The organism is Embleya sp. NPDC055664, assembly GCF_053618075.1.
This window is the reverse complement of record NZ_JBSHGZ010000031.1, coordinates 22,682-42,904: the sequence shown is the minus strand read 5'-3', so window position 1 is coordinate 42,904 and position 20,223 is coordinate 22,682. Positions and strand designations below refer to the sequence as shown.

The window sequence follows — 20,223 nt, the reverse complement described above, 5'->3', positions numbered from 1 at the left end:
CCGAGACGGCGGACACGCTGATGCGCTGCCCCCGGCCCCTCACGTACCGGTGCGCCGCGAGGGGATGAATCCCCCGAGTTCGCCGACGGCCGCGTAGCAATCCACGACCCGCTCGACGGGTGGGATGTCGAGCACCGGAATGTCGAGCACAGGAAGCCATCGCGCGGCCGGGACCAGACCCGGGTCGAGCAGAGTGCCGGGCACCAGCGAGAGGACTTCACCGCGGTCGCGAAGGCGCAGCGGGATGCCGTGGCTTCGGTACACGCGCGCCAGCGCCGCCGCGCGCGAATCTCGTCCGGTGTCGCCCACGAGGTGGGTCATGACAACGCGGCTACCCGGGGCCAACCCTGCGGTGAGGTGGTGAAGGACGCCACGCGGGCCGTATCGGAACGGCAGGTGCTGGAGCAGGTCCCCGACGACGACGGCGACCGGCCGCCCGAGGTCGAACACCGCGCGGATACACGGATGCCGCCACACGCTCTCCGGCCGCAGAGGAGACGCCCGCACGCACGCGACCCGTCCGCTGTCCGTACTCGACAGCGCGCTCTGCACGGCGTGCACGATCGGATCGTCCTCGACGTACACGACCCGACAGCCCCGATCGACCGCGTGCGCGACATCGTGGACGGCGCGGCCCTCGATCGGGATGCCCTGCGCGAAATCGACGAACTGGCGTATCCCCACGCGGGCGAGGCGATCAACCGCGCACCGCATGAACGCGCTCGCGTCCCGGGCGATCGTCGGCAGCTCCGGATGAACGGCCAGGGCGGCGTCGGCCAGGGCGCGGTCGGCGGAGAAGTGCGTACGTCCGCCCGCGAGGTAGTCGTTCACCCGCGCCACGTGGGGCCGGTCCAAGCCGAGGTCGATGGCAAGAGACAGCGAATGCCGCATGACTACCGTTTCGGAATCTGGACGGGAACGCGGACCGGAGCGCGGTTCGGCGGCGCCCCGGGACGGGACTTGCTCTCGAACCAGCCGCGATCCGCCCGGGCCACGGGAGGGTGGGGCTGCGGAACGGGTGCCGCCCGCACGCCCGGGTCGAACGGTCGCCACGGTCCGGGACGTTCGCTGCCCTGCAGCCACAACTGATGCAGCACCCCGGCCAGACCGGGCCGCCGCGCCGCAGGCACCACGTGCAGATGCCGAGGAAACCCGAGATAGACCGCGCACAGAACCCGGACCGCCTGCCCGGCGGTGACGGTGCGCGAGCACCCGCCGAGACTCACGACGAACCGCAGTAATCGGGACCGATGACGCCCCACACACGGAACCGGCTCCCCCATCACCCGGACACCGCCGGCGGCGTCCACACCGGCGCGCTGACCCGGCGCTCGGCGGGATCGGCTCCCACCAATGCCAGACGAGGCGGATCGTGGGCGACCGGCGCCCCGCTGTCCCAGGCCCGGCGCAAACCACGCAGCCAATCGATCGCCCGCTGCGCCGACGGGAGTTCGCGGTCAGGCAGCAGCCACACCCCGGCACCGTTCGGCGCGCTGTCGGGGCCGAGGCGGATCACGGCGAGCGCGAGTGCGGTCGTGGTGGTCCGGTCGACGATGGCGACGGCCGCCTCGGCGACCGCGCGGCGGCGCGACGCCGGTGTCCGGGGCAGGGTCCAGGCGTCGGTCTGGCAGTCGAGTGCCGTGTCGAGGTCCGCCCACAGGGTCTGCCACCGCGTCAACGGCAGGATCCAGACCCGCCCCGCCAGCGCGTCCGGCGACGCGGGCCACCACACCCGGGGCGCGTCGTCCACGGGAACAATCCCGCATCCGCCCACCACAATCACGGCCTCGGAGGCCGGCACGCACGGCCACGCGACACGGCAGCGCCCACACCGGCCGTCGACGCACCGGTGATCGCGGGAGACGGCGTGCGCCCCGCGAGCGTGCTCGACAAACGGGTTCTCGGACCGACCCGAAACCGGTCCCCAACGCGCGAACACGTCCCCCTCACGGGAGCAACGCCTGGTCATCGAAAATCCTCCGAACGCAGTGGACGGATAGGGAGCGCGGTGGCGGGCGACTCCTCGTTGAGCCGCCCACCACCCACGCCGTCGGAGACCCGCAGATCCTCACGGGCACTCCGGACCCCGGCTCCCCGCGACCGAGGCGGGTACCGAACGCGGGGATCGGGGCGAAAGGGAAAGTCGAGGCCGGACGCGAACCGTCAGGAGACCCGCGCCCGACCGGCCGCCCCGGGGAGTGGAAGGGCGGCCCGACCCGACACGAACGAGGCGAAGCCCCGACCGTCCGTGTCGGGCAGAAGAAGGGGCGTCGTCCCACATCGACGCCGCAGGGCACTCAGTGACGCGTGAAACGCACGGTGCCCGTGGTGGCGTCGGCGTCGCTTCGGGCGAACTGGGCGTGGTCCTCACCCAGTTCCGCGCTGATCGCGGCGTCAAGCGCCTTCGGACCGAGCCCGGGAAGCACGGACGCCGCTTCGAAAAGGGCGAGCGCGGCGTCGTGTACCCGCGCACGTTCGCAGTAGGCGAGGGCCCGAACGACGGCGGCCGTGTCGAGTTCCAGCCGATCCCGGAACCGCCACCGCCCATCGCACAGCCAAACCCACCGCACCACGACCACGGAGGTCGCCGCGACGCGGGGGTACGCGGTGAAGACACGTCGGGGACTCGCATCGGCGTCGAAGAACAGGTTCACGAGTGGCGACCTCGAAAGCCGTCGAAGGTGGTGTGGCGAGAGTGCGCGCGTTCTTGGCGTTCTCGCTACTGGTTGACTCGAGTTGAAAGGAGACCCGCACCCACTTCCCGCGTTCCTCGGAACCGCCCCACGTCACGCCTGCACTGATCAGCGTGGCGATATGCAGTCCGCGGCCCTCTTCGGCATCGGCCGACATCTCGAGGCCGTTGTCGGACAGGGGCAGAACGGTGAACTCGTCGTCCGAGACCTCCACCACCAACCGCCGGGCCTCCACCCACCAGCGCAGATCGATCGATCCGCCGGTGTGGAGGTAGGCATTCGTGGCGATTTCACTCACGGCCAGCACGACGTCGTCGGGCGATATGTGGATGGCAGCGCAGACCGCCTCCATGTGCCGGCGGGCCACGAGGGCGACCGTCTTGTGTCGGGGTAGTGCGATTCGTTGAGCAGGCAACATGCGCGGATCTCCCTGCTGTTCGCATGGGCATCGCGAACCCACCGGCTGTTGTGATCATGAAACAGCGGTGAGTGACTGTGGCCGATAGTTAAGCAGACGTCTGGGCAAACTTCTTGGCTAATTGCCAAGAAATTTGCCCGAAGGGATGATGGCGGCCCGCGAGTTGCCCTCGCGGACACTGAGTGCGAGGAGGACCGATGCCGGACAGAGAACCCATGTCTCGCCCACGTCGCAGGATCGCGACGACGCTCACCGAACTCCGCGAGCAGTCCGGTCTCACCCTGGACGAGGTGGCCATCGAACTCGGTTGGCACCTGACCAAAGTCAGCCGGATCTCACTCGGCCGACGACTGCCATCGCCCACCGACATCCGCCAACTCGCCGATTTCTACGGCGTGAACGACACGGCACGGAAGCAGCTCGACGCCTGGAGGGAGGAAGACCGAAAGCTCAGGCGCGTTCCGCCGTGGTGGCGCGCCTACGAAAAGATCATGACCCCGGCCTACCGCGAGCTGATCATCAACGAGCACGAGGCGTCACGGGCGTGGGAGTTCCAGCTCAACACCATCCCGGGCCTCTACCAAACACCCGACTACGCTCGCGCGATCATCTCGATGGGCCTCAACGCATACGGGCACGACCAGATCGAGAAGCTGGTCAAACTCCGCAGCATGCGCCAACGACTCCTCTTCCAGGAAGACCCACTGATCTCGACCGGGATCGTCACCGAAGGCGCCCTCAGGGCCCTGGTCGGGGGCGCGGACGTGATGCGCAAGCAGCTCGTTCATGTAGGCGAGCTGGCCCTACGCGAGAACATCGACTTTCGAGTCATCCCCTTCTCCGCAGGTGCCGCCGTCGCACAGAACAGCGGCGTCACGCTCTACCAGTTCCCCGACCGCCCCCAGCCCGAGATCGCGTTCGTCGAGGTCATCGGCAACACCGTGGTCGAGGAAGCGGACCCGGAGATCTCACAGTTCACTCGCTTGATTGCACAACTCGAGACCGCAGCGGCCTCACCCACAGAATCCATCGCGCTGATCGAGCGAGTACTGAACGAGATGCCGTGAACCCCACACCGGACATGCGGCGGGACACAGGGGAGACTGGGCGCGAGGAGGACCGATGCCCGACAGGGAACCCATGTCACGCCCACGTCGCAGGATCGCCGCGATGCTCACCGAACTCCGTGAGCAGTCCGGCCTCACCCTGGACGAGATCGCCGCCGAGCTCGGTTGGCACCTGACCAAGGTCAACCGGATCTCGCTTGGCCGACGACGGCCGACACCTGCCGATATCCGCCAACTCGCCGACTTCTACGGCATGGACGACGCCCGCAGGGAACAGCTCGATGCCTGGCGAGAGGAGGACCGGAAACTCAAGCGGATGCCTCCTCCGTGGAAGATGTACGAGGAGGTCATGTCCGCCGCGTATCGCGAATTGATCATCAACGAGCACGAGGCGTCACGGGCGTGGGAGTTCCAGCTCAACACCATCCCGGGCCTCTACCAAACACCCGACTACGCTCGCGCGATCATCTCGATGGGCCTCAACGCATACGGGCACGACCAGATCGAGAAGCTGGTCAAACTCCGCAGCATGCGCCAACGACTCCTCTTCCAGGAAGACCCACTGATCTCGACCGGGATCGTCACCGAAGGCGCCCTCCGAGCCCTGGTCGGCGGCCGGGACGTAATGCGGGAACAACTCCTACACGTGCGCGAACTGGCCATGCAGGACAACATCGACTTCAGGGTCATCCCCTTTTCCGCAGGCGCTGCCGTCGCACAGAACAGCGGCGTCACGCTCTACCAGTTCCCCGACCGCCCCCAGCCCGAGATCGCGTTCGTCGAAGTCATCGGAAACACAGTCGTCGAGGAAGCAGACCCCGAGATCTCGCAGTTCACACGGCTCATCGCACAATTGGAGGCTGCGGCAGCCTCGCCGGTGGAATCGATCGCACTGATCGAGCGAGTACTGAAAGAGATGGCATGAACCCAACCCCAGACACGCTCGGAACGCCGATACAGCCCTGGCGGAAGGCCACGGCCTCCGGCCAACAGGGATCATGCGTAGAGGTTGCACCGTTCACCGCCGTGATCGGCGTCCGCGACAGCAAGGACATCCGCGCCGGTCAACTCACAGTCACACCCAGGGCTTGGCGCGCGCTCCTCGACACGGTGAATGCTCGATAGCTGCACCAGGATGAACGCTTCCGGCCCCACCAAACAGGGGCTGGAAGCGCCCCTGTATTCGCCTTTGTCCGGCGTCGGAGGGCGGCGAATCCGCCGACCGATGTCTCATCCGCATCCGTCATCCTGTGAGCCGGTCGCCTGCCTCGCCCCAAGTCGCGAGGTTCCCGAAGCGGTCGCGCCCCGGGTACGGTGTGTGATCTCGACCGAGCGAGGGGGACGCGTGGGACGAAGTTCGGCCGTCGGAGCGATAGCCGTGGCATTGCTGGCCGTTGCCGGATGCAACAGCAACGGCGGTGACAGTACGAAGGCCTCGCGCACCAACCCACCACCAGCACCATCCGGTCAGGTTCCGACCACACCGGATGCGGAGGGCAGCGCCCGGGCGGCCGCGCTTGAGGTCTATGGACGATTTACTCACTTCCAGGATGGCGTAGAAGCAGGCGGAAGCCTGGACGGCATGGGGGCCGTCGCAAACGGGCGCGCTGCCGAACTGGTCACCCAGGTCCGAGACCAGTCGGCCCGGACCGGTCTCGTGGTCGAGGGTCCTCCAGGCACACCATCCCCTCAAGTGGAAACGGTCTCGCTCACGACGAATCCACCGCGGGTCGTACTCACGGACTGTGTGGACCTTTCCCACCAGCGTGTCGTATATCGCGACACTCGCGCGCCTTTTACCGTTCCTTCCCAATCTCCAAGGTATGTCAAGCGGTTCGTCATCACCCGGTCCTCAACAGGCTCCTGGCTGGTGACCGACATGATTTCGGAGCGGGATCGCCCATGCTGACACAATATGTAATAGCCGGAGTGGCAGTCGTAGTCGCGACCGCAGCTGTGCCTACGACCGACCCGACGCCACCACCCAAACCGCCGGTTTCGCAAGACGGCCCACGATTCATCATCGAAGTCGAGACTCCGGGTACCCCCGGCCACCAAAACCCGCCCGGCCGGAGCAATGTTCCCGTGGGGACGAATTCGGCTCCGACGCCGGTGGATCCGAGGGACCCCGACGACACCCAATGCCCAGGCGCCGCCCTGGTCCTGGACGCGAACTCATGCATGGGCACCATCGACCCCGGCGGCGGCAACGCGGGCACCGCGCCCACACCACCCACCCCAGCCGAACTCGGCGCCCGCGCCTCCGCACAAATCCTCCTCGACGCACCCACCGTCCACCTCACCCCCGGCCCCGGCAAAACCGGCCTCGTCGGACTCCCCACCTGGCTCTGGGTCGACGCCACCCCGACATCATGGGGCCCCACCTCGGCAACCGCCGCCGTACCGGGCCTGTCGGTCACCGCCACCGCAACGGTGGATCACATCACCTGGACCATGGGAGACGGCGCCACCGTCGTCTGCACTACCCCGGGAACCCCCTACACCCCCAACCGAGGCGCCCAACCCAGCCCCGACTGCGGACACACCTACACCCGCCCCGGCATCCACACCGTCACCGCCACCACCCACTGGACCATCACCTGGACCGGCGGCGGACAAACCGGCACCCTCGCAGCCACCCGCACCACCACCATCAACGACATCCGCACAGGCGAAATGCAAGCACTCGCCTCCTGAAGCTCGCGCACAGCCTCACCCAACCGAGACCGCAAGATGGCGGTGGCCGCGCATCTGCTCACGATCGGCGACGTGCTCGTCGGCGACGGCGTCGGTCACCCTTGAGATCAGGTCCGGGCTCACCTGGACGCCGTAGACGCCGGCGAGGTGGGAGCGGATGTCGCGCACGCTCATCCCGCGCGCGTAGAGCGAGAGGATCCGCTCGTTGAACCCCGCCAACCGGCGCGCGTGCCGGGGCACCAATGCCGGTTCGAAGTCGCCGTTGCGGTCGCGCGGAACCGCGATCGTGACCTCTCCGGCGTCGGTGAGCACGGTTTTGGGCGAGGTGCCGTTGCGCGAATTCCCCGACCCGCGACCGGCGGGATCGTGCCGTTTGTAGCCGAGATGCTCCGTCATCTCCGCGTCCAGGGCCCGCTCCAGCACGGCCCGGGTGATCTCGGTCAACAGGCCGCCCTCACCGAGCAGGGCCGCCCCAGAGGCGTCCGCGCGGTCCATCAACCGCTCCACGACCTCGTCCGTGCCCGCGGGCGGGTTGCTGGTCCGTGGGTTCTCGATCTCGGTTATGACTGTCCGTTCCGGGAGGCCGGGATCCGGGAAGGTACCCCGGCCAACCATTCACATCACGGACTTACACGAACTTTCAGACATATCCGTCCCGAGGGCGTTCAAGTTTTCGTGTGCAAGGTGCGTCCCCTCGAACTCGTTCGGGTCGAGGGGCGCAGATGTGGAGTGTCTCGTGCGTCAGTAGACGACGGAGAGTTTGGTGAAGCGCTTGGAGATCGCCGGGCCGTGGGGCACGGCGGCGTCGGGCGCGTTCACCGGATATGCGGTGATGCGTGGTTCGGCGTCGCGGTTGTCGTTCCACTCGCTGATCCGGTCGCACAGGCGTTTTGCGAGGTCGTGTCCCTGTGGTCCATGGGCGTGGGTGCCCAGCTCCCATTGTGTGGGGTGGCCTTCCCGGTCGTGGCGCCGCAGGGAGAGGTAGGCGAGGGAAGTCTCCTCGACCAGGGCGACGCTGCGGGATGCGATGGCCGGAGTGCAGCGGCCGGAGTCGACGGCGGTGGCCTCGGCGGCGATTCGGCAGGTGCCGGGCTCGGAGGCGGCGAGGCGTAGCCAGATCCCGTCGAAGGATTCGTCGGCGAGGACGAACACGCCGGACCACGTGCTGGTCCTGGAGTGGTCGAGGACTCCGGTCAGGGCGGTGGGGTCGATGTTCTGGTCGTCGTCCCAGTGCAGGGCAACGTCGCCGGCGGTGTCGATGGGGGCCGTCAGTTCGCCCTCCTGGCCGACCATGGGTACGAAGCCGCAGAGTTCGACCGAGTCCGAGACGAGGACGTTGTCCTCGGTGAGGGTAAAGGCGACGGCTCGGGTTTGGCCTCGCCAGCGGAGCGGCGCGACCAGGCGGCCCTCGGGCTCGAGTTGGTGCCACCAGGAAGTGGGGATGTCCCAGGTGCCTACCGTGACGACGATGCGTTGGTAGGGGGCGTGTTCGGATGCGCCGAGGACGCCGTTCCGGGTGATGACGCGTACGGCTTCGTTGCCGGTGGCGTCGAGCGCGGAGCGGGCGCCGGTGGTGACCTCGGGGTCGATGTCGAGAGTGACGACTCGACCCGTTGGTTCGGTCAGGCGCTGGAGGAGTGCGGCGTTGTAGCCGGTTCCGGCGCCAATCTCCATGATGCTGTTCCCGGGGTGGACTTGGAGCTGGTGGAGCATTCCGGCGACGATGCCGGGGCCGGAGGCGCAACTTAGGGCGATTCCGGTGTCGTTGCGCTTGGTGATGACGGCCTGTTCGGCGTATGCCTCGTCGAGGGGGGCGTCGGGAACGAACATGTGGCGGGGGACTTCGCGCATGGCGTCGGCGACACGCGGGTCGAGTGTCGGCCTGCCGCGGAGGATGCGGTCGACCATGTCTCCTCGCAGGGTGTCGGGGGACGGTCCGGTGGTTGTCGTCACGGAGATGCTCCTCGGAGGTATGGCAGCCCGGGGTGCCCGAGGCGGGTTGGTCTCGGTGGATCAGCCGGTCAACAGGAGACACGTGTCCCAGGACGACATGCATTGCCCCTGCTTGAGCCCGTGTTCGACGAGACTCACGCCGGCGCGACCGGTCAGAAGCCCGGCGTCGGCGGGTATTCCGCGCCGGCGGAGGTGTCGATGCATGCCGTCCAACAGGATCGGTATTCGTTTGTTCAGAGCACCGGCGTCGTCCGCGTCCGCGGCGGCGCGCCGTGTGGCTTGGAGGAGGCCGGCCCAACCGTGGCACACCGAGGCGTCATTCAGGAGTGCGAGTTGTCGAGGATCCGTGACGCATGCGAGCAGGGCTGCTTCGGCGTGTAGACGGCGTTCTGCGTCGCCCAGGGCGAGACCGGCCAACTGCTGGGCGCGGGCCTGACCGGGCGTGCCATAACACCAGGACGGTCGCTGCGGACCGTCGTGATGCGGGGCGCCGTCGTGCCATTCGGTCCGAGTGATGACGCCAGGCCACCACGGGCGGGGGGTATTCCGTCGCCAGGCGTCGAAGACGTCCGTGATGCGGGCCATGGCTTCGACGTGTTCGGGAACGGTTACACCGTGTCTCATCGCCGTCGACAATAGTGTCAGGACGCCTGCGCATCCGTGCGCGATGCCGAGGTTGAGGTGACCGCCGGGCCAGTGGGGCGAGGGTTGTCCGCCCGGGGAGTCCCGGGTCCACCAGCCGGGAAGTTCGTCAGCGCCCGAGCGGATCGGGTGGGTCAGGCGCGTGAGGTAGCCGAGGACGTCCCGGAGGAGCAGGGTGTCTTGGCCTTGGTGGAGAAGGTAGGCGCCGAGGCCCGTCATGCCGCCCACGAGGTCGTACTCGCGCAACGCGGGCAACTCGCCGCGGTCGATGCGTTCGTGTGCCCGGCCCAAGCGGTGGCGGATGCCTGCGGTGATCGCGTCGTCGAGAACGTCCAAGGCCCGCCCGTAGGCCCGATGCCCGATCTCCCGGAGAGCGAAGGCGACGGCCGGGGCACCTTGAGACAGACAGAGGAAGTCCGGGTGGGCGTGGACGGGATCGCGGGTCATCGCCCGAGCCCATGTGTGCGCGGTCGTCCACTCCGCCAGGCCGGCGCGGGCGCCGTACAGCAACGCGACGCCGGGCGTGCCCGCGAACAGGTCCTGCGCCCGCGTTGGGGAGGGCAACGTTGCTGCGGGTTCCGAAGGGGTGTCGTCGGTCAGCACGTCGCGGCCTCCGATCGGGCTCTGGATGCCAGGGCTGCTTGGCGGGCGAGGCGGCGACAGGTGCGCTCTCCGATCGGGTCGATGCCCAGGGCTCGGTTGTGATGCATGTGCAGGAGCGAGTCCACGATGGCGTCGAGGTCGGTTCCGAGGGGCAGGAGTTCGCGATAGGCGGCCAGGGCTTCGGCGCGGTCCGCCCATGCCGTGGTCAGGTCCGTTGGCAGGTCCGACAGGTCGACGTTCCCGGCAACCACCCTCTGCTGGACGGCTCCGGCGACCACCCGATCCACCGCCGGTGATCCGGTGATCGGTCGCGCGGCCAGGCGACCTGATGCGTCGGCAGGGTTGTCGTAAAAGGCGCAGGCGATGCCGAGCATCGATAGAGCAGTCCATGCCTGGGGGTCGATCCCGAGCGTGGATGCGTGTCGGAGCCAGATCGCCACTGTTCGCGAGTCGGCGGCGAAGACTCGCTCGGCGGCTGCCATCGCCGGCCCGGCGCCGTATCGGCCGATCTCCGGCCGATACGCGTCGAGGGCCAGGTGCGACGCGGCCCCGCCGGCACGCAACTCGTGGTCCCAGTGTCCGAGCGCGGCGATTATGGCGGCCTTGGTGGCTGGTTGTGGGGTGTGGATACGCAGCCGCAGATGGTCCCGTTCGTGGGTGCTGCGGTAGCGCACGAACCACCACTGCGGACCGTGGCGTTGGTCGAGCATGGCCGTGAATCTGGGCAGGTGATGGGTGATGATCTCGTTGAACCGCTCGGGATGCGTGTGGATCTTCGCGAACACCCAGTCCTCGCTCGGCGTTCCCGGTGCCGCCTCATACCGGGCCTGGGTGGTGAGGGAAGGCAGGCCAGCCAACGGCGACGGCGCGGGGGATCGTCGGGTGACCAGGGGCATGGCGATCTCGTGGATGTGACCGTTCATCCATCCGAACTCGGCCGCGGGCGCGGCTTCTTGGACGATCGCGTGTCCGTACCGTGCCAGCTGGGCCCGAAGCGAGTAGGCGTGTGTCGGTTCGTCGAGGGACAGGCGTAGCGTGCGGTCGGCGTCGCACAACTCGACCGTGTCGGGACACTTCCAGCGGGTGCGCCATTTGCGCAGCGCGAGCCGCCATCGGTGACCATCGGCGGTGGAGGGTGGTAGGTCGGCTGTGGTCAGGCGCCATCGTGCGGCGCACAGCACGGCGCGTCCGTGGCGTACGCGGGGCAGTCTGGGGAGGAGCTGTGCGTGCGGTCCCCAGTCGAACTCGTACCACTGGGGTCCCAGCGCTCGGGGCAGGTGGGCGATGAACCGGGCGAGCGGGGAGACCTGCTTGTGCAGCGCCAGGGCGTGGAAGACCTGTGGCTCCACGACGATGTTGCGGGAGAGGCTGACCAGGTGCAGGCCGGTCGTGGTGGCCAGGACGGCGAGGTCGCGTACGTCCACAGGGGTCTGCGGGTCCTCGGGCCGGCGGTGTTCGCCCAAGGGTAGGACGTGCTGCAGGTAGGGCGGGACGCGGCTGACGTTCTGGGCGTGGGCGTACACCGGTGGTGTGGCCAGCTGGACCTGCAACGCTCCTTCGGTCGCGGGCGGCAGCGTCCGATACACGTCTTCGAGGCCCGAACCGGTCGCCGTGGCGGTGAAGCGCGAGGTGATCGTCCCCGCCGCGCGAGCCGGCGCGACCATGAGCGTGAAGTCCCCGCGATCCAGCGCCTGGGCGTCGGCGGCCTGCACCCGTGCGGACAGTTCGACGTGCGGCGGGATCCGACGCTCGTCAAAACTCGTGCCTTCGGTCAGCGTGCGGATGTCGGCGTCGGTAAGGACGATCTCGCCGGTGTCGTCGGCCATGGCTCGCCAGGCGCGGGCGAGCAGCCGCTCGTCGCGCGGGGAGACCGTCTCGGCCGGCACGGCCTCGGTGACTGTGGGGTATCCGGCGGGGAAGCCCAGACCCGTGGCCGGGTTGACGACGTCCGTCAGCGGGACCGGGGCGCCGACGCCGTATCGCTCCACGAACGCGGCGTGGTACGCGCGCCAGGAGGAGTCGCCCGCGGGGTGGCGCGTGGTGCGGAGCAACGCGCTCGCGGCCCGCTCCATCTCCCACGCGACGGCATGAGGGAGGGTGACCTGACAGTCGACCCGCGTGTCGAGCGCCAGTACGGTGCGGCCGACGTTCGAAAGGGTTCGCATCCCGGCGACGAGGTCGGTGCAAAGCCTGTCCTGGTCGGTGGGGTGGGCGTCGTTGTGCCGACGAACGTCTTCGGCTGTCGTGTGTAGACCCTCGATCAGAGGAACCGCCTCGGCCACGTCGTCCGCGTGTACCCGCCGGAGTTCGTCGAGGAGCCGTGCCAGGGGGTCCGTGACGGTGGTCGGGGCGCGCAGGGAACTGATCAGCAGGCCGCGCCGCACGAGATCGGTCAGCATGGCGTCGATCCGGGTGGAGTCGGCACGGGTGAAGGCCTCGGACAGGTTTTCGGCGAGCGCGCCGAACCGGATCGGCACACTCGCGGTTTCCCAGGCCGTGAAGACCGCCCGAGTCGCGCGCACGCTCACCCGGAACGGGCCGTTCGCCAACTCCAACCGGCCGCCCCGCTCGCACGCCAGGTCGCTGAACACCACGTCCAGACGCGCCAAGAGCCGGGGGCATGCCTCCAACCGGTCGATGACGTCGGTCAGCCATTCACTGTCGACCCGGGCCAGCGCCCGATGCCCCGTGCCCCACTCGACCTGGGTGTGCGACCCCAGGGTCACCGGGGCTACTCCCGCGAAAAGACCGAAAGGCGTGGGCCGTCCGGCGCTTCGCAACACGTAGCGCACGACGGCGGACGTTGCCCGACGAACGCGCCGAGAATCGGTGTCGGCGCCGCTGCCGGTCAGCTGCTCCACGCGGCGCGCCAAAGCCGGACTGGCAGCAGTGACGGCTGCGGCGAATCCCGGCCGCGCCCACGTGTGCCGCAGCCACACGACACAGTCGGACACTTCATCGAGGTTGGGCCACCACAGTGGCAACTCGCTCAGGGGTGTCACGGCCACGCGCAACAGGGCGGCGCCGGTGCTGCGGTAGAGCTGCGTTCCGTCCGACACGCGATCCTCCGACCGACATGGGGTGGGTGGGGATTCCGGGCGGCCGTGAGTTGCTTCGGCCGCCCGGGACGGGGACGTCGACTACGAGCTGACGCACGACGACTTGCAGGTTGCCGCGCAGGTGTCGTTGGTGTCGCACGGCACGGGAACGCCCTCGGCGACGTCCGTGGTCACGCGGACATCCAGATCGAAGTCGTCGTCGAGCGCCGGATCGGTGTCGGAAACCATGGGCATGGTGGTAACTCCTCGTGTGGGCCGATGCCGACCACGAGCGGGTGCGCCGTCCGGGGTCGAGTGATGGTGTGGGTGGTCGAACACCACCCCTGGGGTGGATCCGTCCGGGTCGGAGGGTCTTCGAGGGCGGCGACCACTCGTCGGCGTCCGAACGAGCAGGACCCGGGCACCCAGCTCGGTGATGCGTGCGCGTCGCTCGCGGGAGACGCTCTTGCCGCCGAGATGAGCCCGGGACGGGAAAAGCACGCCGTATCCGCCGCTCGCCCGCAGGGCGTCGAGCAGTCCGGTGAACGCCACGGATGCCGCGGGCTGAGAGGGATGTTCCACGAAGACGCCGGCCAGAAGAAGCTCATGGTGGCGGCAGTACTCATGCAGCGACTCGACCAACGACCGACGACGCGCCGCCGAGACCGAGACCAGCCGGAGATAGCCGTACACGAGCGGACCGGGCCCGGACTGCTCCTCGGTGACACCTCGCATCCCCTCGCCCTCCCTCGCCCTCCCTCGTCGGCGAAACCGAAACCGGCTCCCGGGAACGAGCATCGCCGCGAGCGTGGTCACTCTGGGATGAGCGGGTGTGGCACTTCCGTGGCACTTTCGCCGCACCGGGTACGCCCCGGGTGATTCGATGGGGGCTCCGGAAGGGGCTGCTGGTGCCGACCGTTCGAACGTGGACCGGCCACGAGGCGAGGGCGCTTCGTCGCGCCAAGCGCATGGGTGTGCGCGGGTTCGCCGATCACCTGGGCATGGCCGCGCGAACCGTATCCCAATGGGAGAGATTGGGCGTCCGGCGTGAACCCCGGCCGGACACACAGGCCATTCTGGACACCGTCCTCGCCCGTGCCACTCCTGACGAACAGGCACGATTCGAAGCCCTGCTCGCGAAGACCGTCGACGAGGCCCCTCCCCGGCCGTTTCCCGTCCCGCGCGAATGGGACCACGAGACGTGGACCGAGGACATCGAACGCGCGCTCGTACTCGTCAACCGACAAAGCCTTGCGCAGGCCACCAGCCTCCTCGACCGCCGGTTGACGCAATCCGTGCCGGCGGACCTGGACGACCGGGGACGCTATCTCTACGCCCGCTCCCTCGTCCTCCTCGGCGACGTACGACGCGACCAAGGCGCCCTCCACGGCCCCTCGTCCGCCGATCACCACTACCGGCGCGCACGCGAGATGTTCACCGCTTTGGACATTCCCCGGCGCGTCGCGCAGATCGACCTTTCGCTCGCCGTCGTCGCCGAGATGACCGGACGCCTGGAGGAATCCGCCCACATGTACGAACTCCTCGCGAGCGATCGCAGGCTGGGCGAGCGCGACCAGGCTCGCGCCCGACTGTGGATCGGCACGGCGCTGAGCAAGGCCGGGCGGCACGGACGCGCCATCGAGGAGATGGCCGAGGCCACGCGCCGCTTCGAGGACCTGGACGAGCCCGACGACTGGTCGGTGGCCCAGCAAAAGCTCGCCCTCGCCCACCGCGGCGCCGGGACCATCGGGCGGGCCCTGCACCACATCGACATCGCCCTGGCCCACCGCGTCACCGACGCACCGATGCAACAGGTTCGGCTCGACACCGCGCACGCGCACATCCTGGTCACCGACCGTGCCACGATCGACGCCGGGCTGACCCTGCTCGACCGCACCGCGCAACTGGCCGCTCGACACGGGCTGTCCCATCAACTCCACAGCATCGAAGCCATCCGCCGCACCTGCGAATGAACCCCGCGCCACCCAACCCCCGAGGAGCACACCTTGGCAGCCGAACGCCCCGACGTCACCGACACCGACCGCGCCGACGCGGAACTCGTCTGGGACTACCACCAGATGCAGCACGAGCTGCGCCCATGCTCAGCGGCCGTCGGCCTCGGCAGCCACGACCTCGGCGTCGCCCGCTTCACCGCCGAGCTCTACCACCACGGCCTGTTCCCGATCGTGGTCTTCAGCGGCGGCAACAGCCCCACCACCGCCGCCCGCTTCCCCCGCGGCGAAGCCGTCCACTACCGCGAACACGCCATCGAACTCGGCGTCCCCGACGAAGCGATCCTCCTCGAACCCCGCGCCGCCAACACCGGCCAGAACATCGCCTTCACCCGCGACGTCCTCACCGCACACGGCACCACCGTCGAATCCCTGCTGTTCGTCTCCAAGCCCTACATGCAACGCCGCGCCTATGCCACCTGCCGCAAGGTCTGGCCCGAGGTCGACGTCGTCTGCGCCTCCGAACCCCTCGAATTCGACGCCTACCTCAAATCCATCGGCGACGAACACCTGGTGATCGACATGCTCGTCGGCGACCTCCAACGCATCATCGCCTACCCCGGGTTGGGCTTCGCCGTCGAGCAGGACGTCCCGGACGACGTCCACACCGCGTACGAACGCCTCCTCGACGCAGGCTTCACCAGCCGACTCATGGCGGGATGAGCACATGCCACCCCGCAAGGTCTGCGCGATCCACCAACCGAATCTTTTCCCGCGATTATCGACCCTCGCCAAGATCCACGCCGCGGACCGCTGGATCGTCTACGACGACGTCCAACACACCGCCCGCGACTACCAACACCGCTGCCTCCTTCCCGATCCGGTGGACCCCGCCCGACGGCGGTGGCTCACCCTGCCGATCCACCGACCACAAGGCAGAGCAACCCTGATCCGGGAGCTACGCCTCGTCGACCCGCCTGCGGCCCGGAAACGAGCGGAAGGCATGCTCCGACACCATTACGGCCGCAACCCGTACTGGGCGGACGTCGAACCCGCGATCGACGAGGTCCTGCAACTCCTCGCGCAAACCCACCACTTGGCCGAGGTTGCGGAGGCTTCCACCCGAACCCTGCTCAGGCTCCTCGACTGGCAAGGGACCGCGCTCCGCAGTAGCGAGACGACCGCCCGAGGCGGACGATCCGAACGCCTCGCCCGTCTCACCATCGAGGCGGGTTGCGACACGTACCTCCACGGCATCGCCGGCGGCCGGTACATGGACTTCACAGTCTTCGAGACCAAGCACGTGCTGACCCGCCCGGCCAAGGCCCCGCCATGCGTGGGCTCCTGGCGCGAAAGCGCGCTGAGCACGCTCACCACGATCGGCGTGACCGAAACCTCGAAGAGGCTGAGGGCGGTGTGACGTTGTCGCTCCTTCGCCCGTCGGGCAGGTCCTGCGGCCGGATGGGCGGCGTGCCGAGGGCGGGATGGACGAGGTAGCGTCACACGGTGGCCGGCGTTTCCTTTGCCGGGAAATTCCGGAGTACGGCGGCGATGTCGCCGGGCTTGTCCGGGTCCTGCTCATGCATTTCGAACCCCTCGCCAAGGCGCACGTGGGGCAATCAGCCGCCGCATCCCCTGGGCAGCAATCTGGGCGAGAGCGTCTTGGAGTCGACGGACGGCTTCGGCGAGGACGTGACCACCACCATGCATGGATAGAGGCTGCGCGCCGAGCCGATCGCGCAGCTCCGCTGGCAACGTCGCGTGCACTGTGTGGGGATGGCGCGACTTGGAGACGCAGATGATCACATGGTGCTGGGTCTCGAAAGTGGAAGCACATGGATGAGGCCGAGCACGCGCTGTCGCGGAGGTGCTCACTCGCCGGCTGGGCCGGTTGGTCACGCCGTCGGACGCGGGTCTGGTCGAGCCGGGTGTGGTGCCCGGACCTCGGGATACGGTGGACGCTCTGGTCGAGATCGGGAGCCTGGACATGGACCCCACCCGTCGTGCCGTCGTGGTCGCCGCCGTCTTCTCCACCGCGCTGACCGTGCCCGGCTGGGCCGAGGCATCGGCCCGCGCGGACACGATCCGCACCGCCGACAACCCGCGCTACGGCGCCCCGGACGTGCGGACCGTGCGCGCGATGGCCGAGGCGTTCTCCGACATGGACGACGAACACGGCGGCGGCGCCGCACGCCCACCGGCCGCTGCCTACCTGGTCAACACGGTCCTGCCTTACCTGCGTGCGAGCGCGCCGGACGCGGTGCGCCGCGACATGCTCTCGGCCGCCGCCGACCTGACCTACCTGCTCGGGTGGATGGCAATGGACGAACGCGCCGACGGCCTCGCCCAGAGCTACTACGTCCACGCCATGCACCTGGCCCGGGAAGCAGGGGACGAGATCACCTACGCAACGGCATTACGCGGCCTCAGCGTTCAGGCCGTGCAACTCAAGCACGGCGTACAGTCGCTGCATCTCGCGGACGCCGCAGCCTCGGCGGCGACCGCCCTGGGCGCACCCCGCATGCGCGCGTTCCTCACCGGACAGCAGGCACACGCCCTCGCCGAGGTGAAGGACCGCCGAGCCGCCTTCAACCATCTCGGCCAGGCCGAACGCGCACTCGACCAGGCGACCAGCGGCCCGGAAGCCTTCGGCTCCTACCACCACGCCGCACTCGCCTTTTACACCAGCCACGTTCTGGCCGCCCTCGGCGACACCTCCGGCGCGATCGACGCCATGGTGGAGGCGAACCGGATCCGCCCCGCCCGCGAACGCCGCAGCCGCGCACGCTCGACCGCCCAACTCGCCGAACTCCAAGTCGACGACGGCCGCCTCGACGAGGCATGCGCATCCTGGGACGCGTTCCTCGACGACTACCCGTACGTCCACTCGGGACGCCTCAACGCCCACCACGCCACCATGCGCGCCCGACTCGCACCACATACCGGCAACGCCCGGGCCCGCGCGCTGCTCACATGCGCCGCCTCCCACTGAGACGCAGCTCGTCAACTCCCGCCGGACGCCTTGAGGATGTCGGCGATCCGGGACACGCTCACCCCGACGATGGCCGCGATCTCGGCCCTGAAGAGTCCGTCGGCGCGGCTGGCGACCACGGCTTTGCGGACCGCGGCGTCGGCCGCCCGGACCTGACGGTGGGCCATCCGGCGCTGATGGCTGCCGGGCGAACTCTGGAAGTAGGTCGAGCGGGCGATTGTCCGAAGGCGCGCGGCCCGCTTGAGGCGCCGCCGCGCTACGTCCTTCGTAGGCTCACCCCCACCTGCGTGGGGACTTTCTCCCGCACAGGTACAGCGGGTGTACACCCGCCGGCTCACCCCCACCTGCGTGGGGACTTCCACAAGGGCACCGTCTCGCGAGAGATCCGGTCCGGCTCACCCCCACCTGCGTGGGGACTTCCGCCGACGCCATTGCGGCCCGCCCCGGCCGCGAGGCTCACCCCCACCTGCGTGGGGACTTCGTTGCACCCCCGCAACTCCGACGAAGGGTGCACGGCTCACCCCCACCTGCGTGGGGACTTCCCGACCCCGAGACGGCGGGGATCGCCGGCGCCCGGCTCACCCCCACCTGCGTGGGGACTTCGATCGTGGCCGTGCACGTGAACATCGAGCTGGAGGCTCACCCCCACCTGCGTGGGGACTTCGGACACGCTGCGCTGTGCGGTGCCTCACCAGGCGGCTCACCCCCACCTGCGTGGGGACTTCCCTTCCTGACCTGGGGGTTCTTAAGGGCTTTGCCGATTCGTGATGCAAACAGGGTCATTGCGGCAAGCTTCCTGCCTGTTTCCGCTTCGGCATATCGGCAATCGTTCGCGAGCTGGGCGTTGTCGCATGGTTTGGTCCTGTCTGCATGTCGGCCGGACAGGCATGCGGTGTCGTTCGCGGCGTGTCCATCTTGAAAGCCCACCGCCATCGACGCGTCCGGAACAAGATCGGCTTGATTCCGACGCAGCCACGACACAAGGATACGAGCCCTGCCTCCGGTCGCTCGGCCGGCCGGACGTACCGATCAAGACCCGACGATCCCCGCCCGCACGAGGGCCTCTCCCGCGCCGCCCGCCACGGTGGACGGTCCGGTGCAATGGCGTCGGCTCTCCACACCGTGACGTGACACACTCCGGGTGGCAACACGTCGAGGGCGATGGACAACACGGCACCCTCGTCAAGAATGGCGACCCGGCCACAGACTCCCGCGTGCCGGCCTGCATGACCTCCGTGATCGCGCGGCAGATTCGCGGAACTTCGCCGACGACCAGGCGCTCGGTGGTCTCTGGGACTACCACCACGAGACGTTGCGCGAGGGCTACCGCACCGCGCGTGTAGACCTGGCGACACCCGAACGGACCGTCCACAGCGCTGCTCGATACGGGTCGACGGCGCCTGGCGATTGCGGGCGAGTTCGAGGAAGTCCCGCACCGTCGGGATGCGTTCGTGTGCGTCGACTTCGGCGCGGAACTGGCCGACTGATCATGGATGGAGGACACGATCCGCCGAGGCACACCGACCGGCCAGGCGGATTCGATCACGCCAAGGGGATGAGGTGAACGACCCCGTCCGCACCCCGGGTCCCGTTCCTTACCGTGCGGGCGACCTCATCGCCACAAGCATAGACAGCCACGAGGGACCACTTCGGAACGCCCGGTCGCAAGTCACGGGAGAGTCCCCGGCACCAGCCGAACAGCGCCACCGTATAGCGGAACGTACGTACGTTCGCCCACCAACAGGCCGAGACCGGCTCACCCCCACCTGCGTGGGGACTTCCGTGGTAATCATCAGGGAGGGCGCAACCAGCATCTTCGGCGGGAAGGTCTACCGGGACAGCGCGTCCCAAGTGCGCGATGCCTACGGCGACATCGCAGTCGACCCGACGATCAGGCGCAGTACGAAAATCCCCGAGGCGTACACCCCACAGACCCCCGCTGACGTTGTACGCCCCCAAAGAGGACGCCACGCGCGACTACATCGGGCGCATCGACGGCAGCGAGCACGGAACCTTCTGTTGTGTGTTCAGCGGATTCGCGACCTGCACGGATGTGCGAGAAACGCGGGTTGACCAGCCCGAAAGCCCTTCAGGATCTTCACGGGTTTACGGGCTTTTCCGATGGCATCTGCCCGTAACCTGCCCGCGAACAGCGTCGATGATCAGCG

General features: G+C 68.6%; 16 protein-coding genes, 2 pseudogenes and 1 CRISPR repeat array. Of the genes and pseudogenes, 8 read left to right on the top strand and 10 right to left on the bottom strand.

Going from position 1 to position 20,223, the window contains the following annotated elements; all coding sequences use genetic code 11:
• Positions 1–39: 39 nt before the first annotated feature.
• The 4 genes and pseudogenes from ACWGR4_RS35750 to ACWGR4_RS35735 all read right to left on the bottom strand — a co-directional run.
• The gene (locus ACWGR4_RS35750) at positions 40–891 is read right to left on the bottom strand and encodes an SAM-dependent methyltransferase (RefSeq protein WP_452129301.1); all 852 of its coding nucleotides are present in this window, start codon (positions 889–891) and stop codon (positions 40–42) included.
• Between the two features lie 391 nt (positions 892–1,282).
• Entirely contained in the window at positions 1,283–1,750 is a 468-nt protein-coding gene (locus tag ACWGR4_RS35745; RefSeq protein ID WP_452129302.1) for a hypothetical protein, read from the bottom strand.
• 547 nt (positions 1,751–2,297) lie between these two features.
• Positions 2,298–2,654 carry a hypothetical protein gene (locus ACWGR4_RS35740; protein WP_452129331.1) on the bottom strand — a complete coding sequence of 119 codons (357 nt, stop codon included), beginning with the start codon at positions 2,652–2,654 and terminating at the stop codon, positions 2,298–2,300.
• 100 nt (positions 2,655–2,754) lie between these two features.
• A pseudogene (locus tag ACWGR4_RS35735) lies at positions 2,755–3,111 on the bottom strand (ATP-binding protein); the annotation flags it as partial.
• A 197-nt stretch (positions 3,112–3,308) separates the two neighbouring features.
• Between ACWGR4_RS35735 and ACWGR4_RS35730 the strand changes: the two are divergent.
• The 4 genes from ACWGR4_RS35730 to ACWGR4_RS35715 all read left to right on the top strand — a co-directional run bounded on the left by ACWGR4_RS35730 (position 3,309) and on the right by ACWGR4_RS35715 (position 6,875).
• The gene (locus tag ACWGR4_RS35730; protein ID WP_452129303.1) at positions 3,309–4,178 is read left to right on the top strand and encodes a helix-turn-helix domain-containing protein; all 870 of its coding nucleotides are present in this window, start codon (positions 3,309–3,311) and stop codon (positions 4,176–4,178) included.
• A gap of 55 nt (positions 4,179–4,233) precedes the next feature.
• Complete coding sequence (locus ACWGR4_RS35725; protein WP_452129304.1) at positions 4,234–5,103, top strand: helix-turn-helix domain-containing protein; 870 nt, start codon at positions 4,234–4,236, stop codon at positions 5,101–5,103.
• Positions 5,100–5,303 carry a DUF397 domain-containing protein gene (locus ACWGR4_RS35720; protein WP_439681842.1) on the top strand — a complete coding sequence of 68 codons (204 nt, stop codon included), beginning with the start codon at positions 5,100–5,102 and terminating at the stop codon, positions 5,301–5,303. The genes ACWGR4_RS35725 and ACWGR4_RS35720 overlap by 4 nt, the downstream gene beginning before the upstream one ends.
• 1,056 nt (positions 5,304–6,359) lie before the next feature.
• A complete protein-coding gene (locus tag ACWGR4_RS35715; protein WP_452134296.1) occupies positions 6,360–6,875 on the top strand; it encodes an ATP/GTP-binding protein in 516 nt (171 codons plus the stop codon).
• Between the two features lie 75 nt (positions 6,876–6,950).
• Here the strand turns inward: ACWGR4_RS35715 and ACWGR4_RS35710 are convergent.
• From ACWGR4_RS35710 to ACWGR4_RS35690, 5 genes and pseudogenes are all read right to left on the bottom strand, one after another.
• Positions 6,951–7,370, bottom strand: a pseudogene (locus ACWGR4_RS35710) (transposase); the annotation flags it as partial.
• Positions 7,371–7,616: 246 nt separating this feature from the next.
• Complete coding sequence (gene fxlM, locus ACWGR4_RS35705) at positions 7,617–8,828, bottom strand: methyltransferase, FxLD system (protein ID WP_452129306.1); 1,212 nt, start codon at positions 8,826–8,828, stop codon at positions 7,617–7,619.
• Positions 8,829–8,888: 60 nt separating this feature from the next.
• On the bottom strand, positions 8,889–10,073 hold the full coding sequence (locus tag ACWGR4_RS35700) for a lanthionine synthetase C family protein (RefSeq protein WP_452129307.1): 1,185 nt from the start codon (positions 10,071–10,073) through the stop codon (positions 8,889–8,891).
• The gene (locus tag ACWGR4_RS35695) at positions 10,067–13,132 is read right to left on the bottom strand and encodes a lantibiotic dehydratase (protein WP_452129308.1); all 3,066 of its coding nucleotides are present in this window, start codon (positions 13,130–13,132) and stop codon (positions 10,067–10,069) included. The genes ACWGR4_RS35700 and ACWGR4_RS35695 overlap by 7 nt, the downstream gene beginning before the upstream one ends.
• An 81-nt stretch (positions 13,133–13,213) precedes the next feature.
• Positions 13,214–13,846 (bottom strand): FxLD family lanthipeptide, encoded by a 633-nt coding sequence (locus ACWGR4_RS35690; protein WP_452129309.1) that lies wholly within the window; start codon positions 13,844–13,846, stop codon positions 13,214–13,216.
• Between the two features lie 173 nt (positions 13,847–14,019).
• Here ACWGR4_RS35690 and ACWGR4_RS35685 point away from each other — a divergent pair, with 173 nt between their 5' ends.
• The 4 genes from ACWGR4_RS35685 (at position 14,020) to ACWGR4_RS35670 (ending at position 18,055) form a co-directional block, all read left to right on the top strand.
• Positions 14,020–15,084: a hypothetical protein gene (locus ACWGR4_RS35685; RefSeq protein ID WP_452129310.1), complete on the top strand. Its 1,065-nt coding sequence runs from the start codon at positions 14,020–14,022 to the stop codon at positions 15,082–15,084.
• A 33-nt stretch (positions 15,085–15,117) separates the two neighbouring features.
• Positions 15,118–15,786, top strand: coding sequence for a YdcF family protein (locus ACWGR4_RS35680; protein ID WP_452129311.1), 669 nt, complete (start codon positions 15,118–15,120; stop codon positions 15,784–15,786).
• Positions 15,787–15,790: 4 nt separating this feature from the next.
• Positions 15,791–16,483: a WbqC family protein gene (locus ACWGR4_RS35675; RefSeq protein ID WP_452129312.1), complete on the top strand. Its 693-nt coding sequence runs from the start codon at positions 15,791–15,793 to the stop codon at positions 16,481–16,483.
• Between the two features lie 447 nt (positions 16,484–16,930).
• Positions 16,931–18,055, top strand: coding sequence for a tetratricopeptide repeat protein (locus ACWGR4_RS35670; RefSeq protein WP_452129313.1), 1,125 nt, complete (start codon positions 16,931–16,933; stop codon positions 18,053–18,055).
• Between the two features lie 11 nt (positions 18,056–18,066).
• Here the strand turns inward: ACWGR4_RS35670 and ACWGR4_RS35665 are convergent, their stop codons facing one another.
• Positions 18,067–18,222 carry a hypothetical protein gene (locus tag ACWGR4_RS35665; protein ID WP_452129314.1) on the bottom strand — a complete coding sequence of 52 codons (156 nt, stop codon included), beginning with the start codon at positions 18,220–18,222 and terminating at the stop codon, positions 18,067–18,069.
• Between the two features lie 102 nt (positions 18,223–18,324).
• Positions 18,325–18,780: direct repeats of the CRISPR family, unit length 29 nt; unit sequence CGGCTCACCCCCACCTGCGTGGGGACTTC.
• Between the last annotated feature and the right edge of the window lie 1,443 nt (positions 18,781–20,223).

Excerpts from the sequence above, each read along its gene's own strand:
- ACWGR4_RS35750 (WP_452129301.1), bottom strand. The coding sequence starts at position 891 with ATGCGGCATTCGCTGTCTCTTGCCATCGACCTCGGCTTGGACCGGCCC.
- ACWGR4_RS35730 (WP_452129303.1), top strand. The coding sequence starts at position 3,309 with ATGCCGGACAGAGAACCCATGTCTCGCCCACGTCGCAGGATCGCGACG.
- ACWGR4_RS35725 (WP_452129304.1), top strand. The coding sequence starts at position 4,234 with ATGCCCGACAGGGAACCCATGTCACGCCCACGTCGCAGGATCGCCGCG.
- ACWGR4_RS35720 (WP_439681842.1), top strand. The coding sequence starts at position 5,100 with ATGAACCCAACCCCAGACACGCTCGGAACGCCGATACAGCCCTGGCGG.
- ACWGR4_RS35715 (WP_452134296.1), top strand. The coding sequence starts at position 6,360 with ATGGGCACCATCGACCCCGGCGGCGGCAACGCGGGCACCGCGCCCACA.
- ACWGR4_RS35690 (WP_452129309.1), bottom strand. The coding sequence starts at position 13,846 with ATGCGAGGTGTCACCGAGGAGCAGTCCGGGCCCGGTCCGCTCGTGTAC.
- ACWGR4_RS35675 (WP_452129312.1), top strand. The coding sequence starts at position 15,791 with ATGCCACCCCGCAAGGTCTGCGCGATCCACCAACCGAATCTTTTCCCG.
- ACWGR4_RS35665 (WP_452129314.1), bottom strand. The coding sequence starts at position 18,222 with ATGGCCCACCGTCAGGTCCGGGCGGCCGACGCCGCGGTCCGCAAAGCC.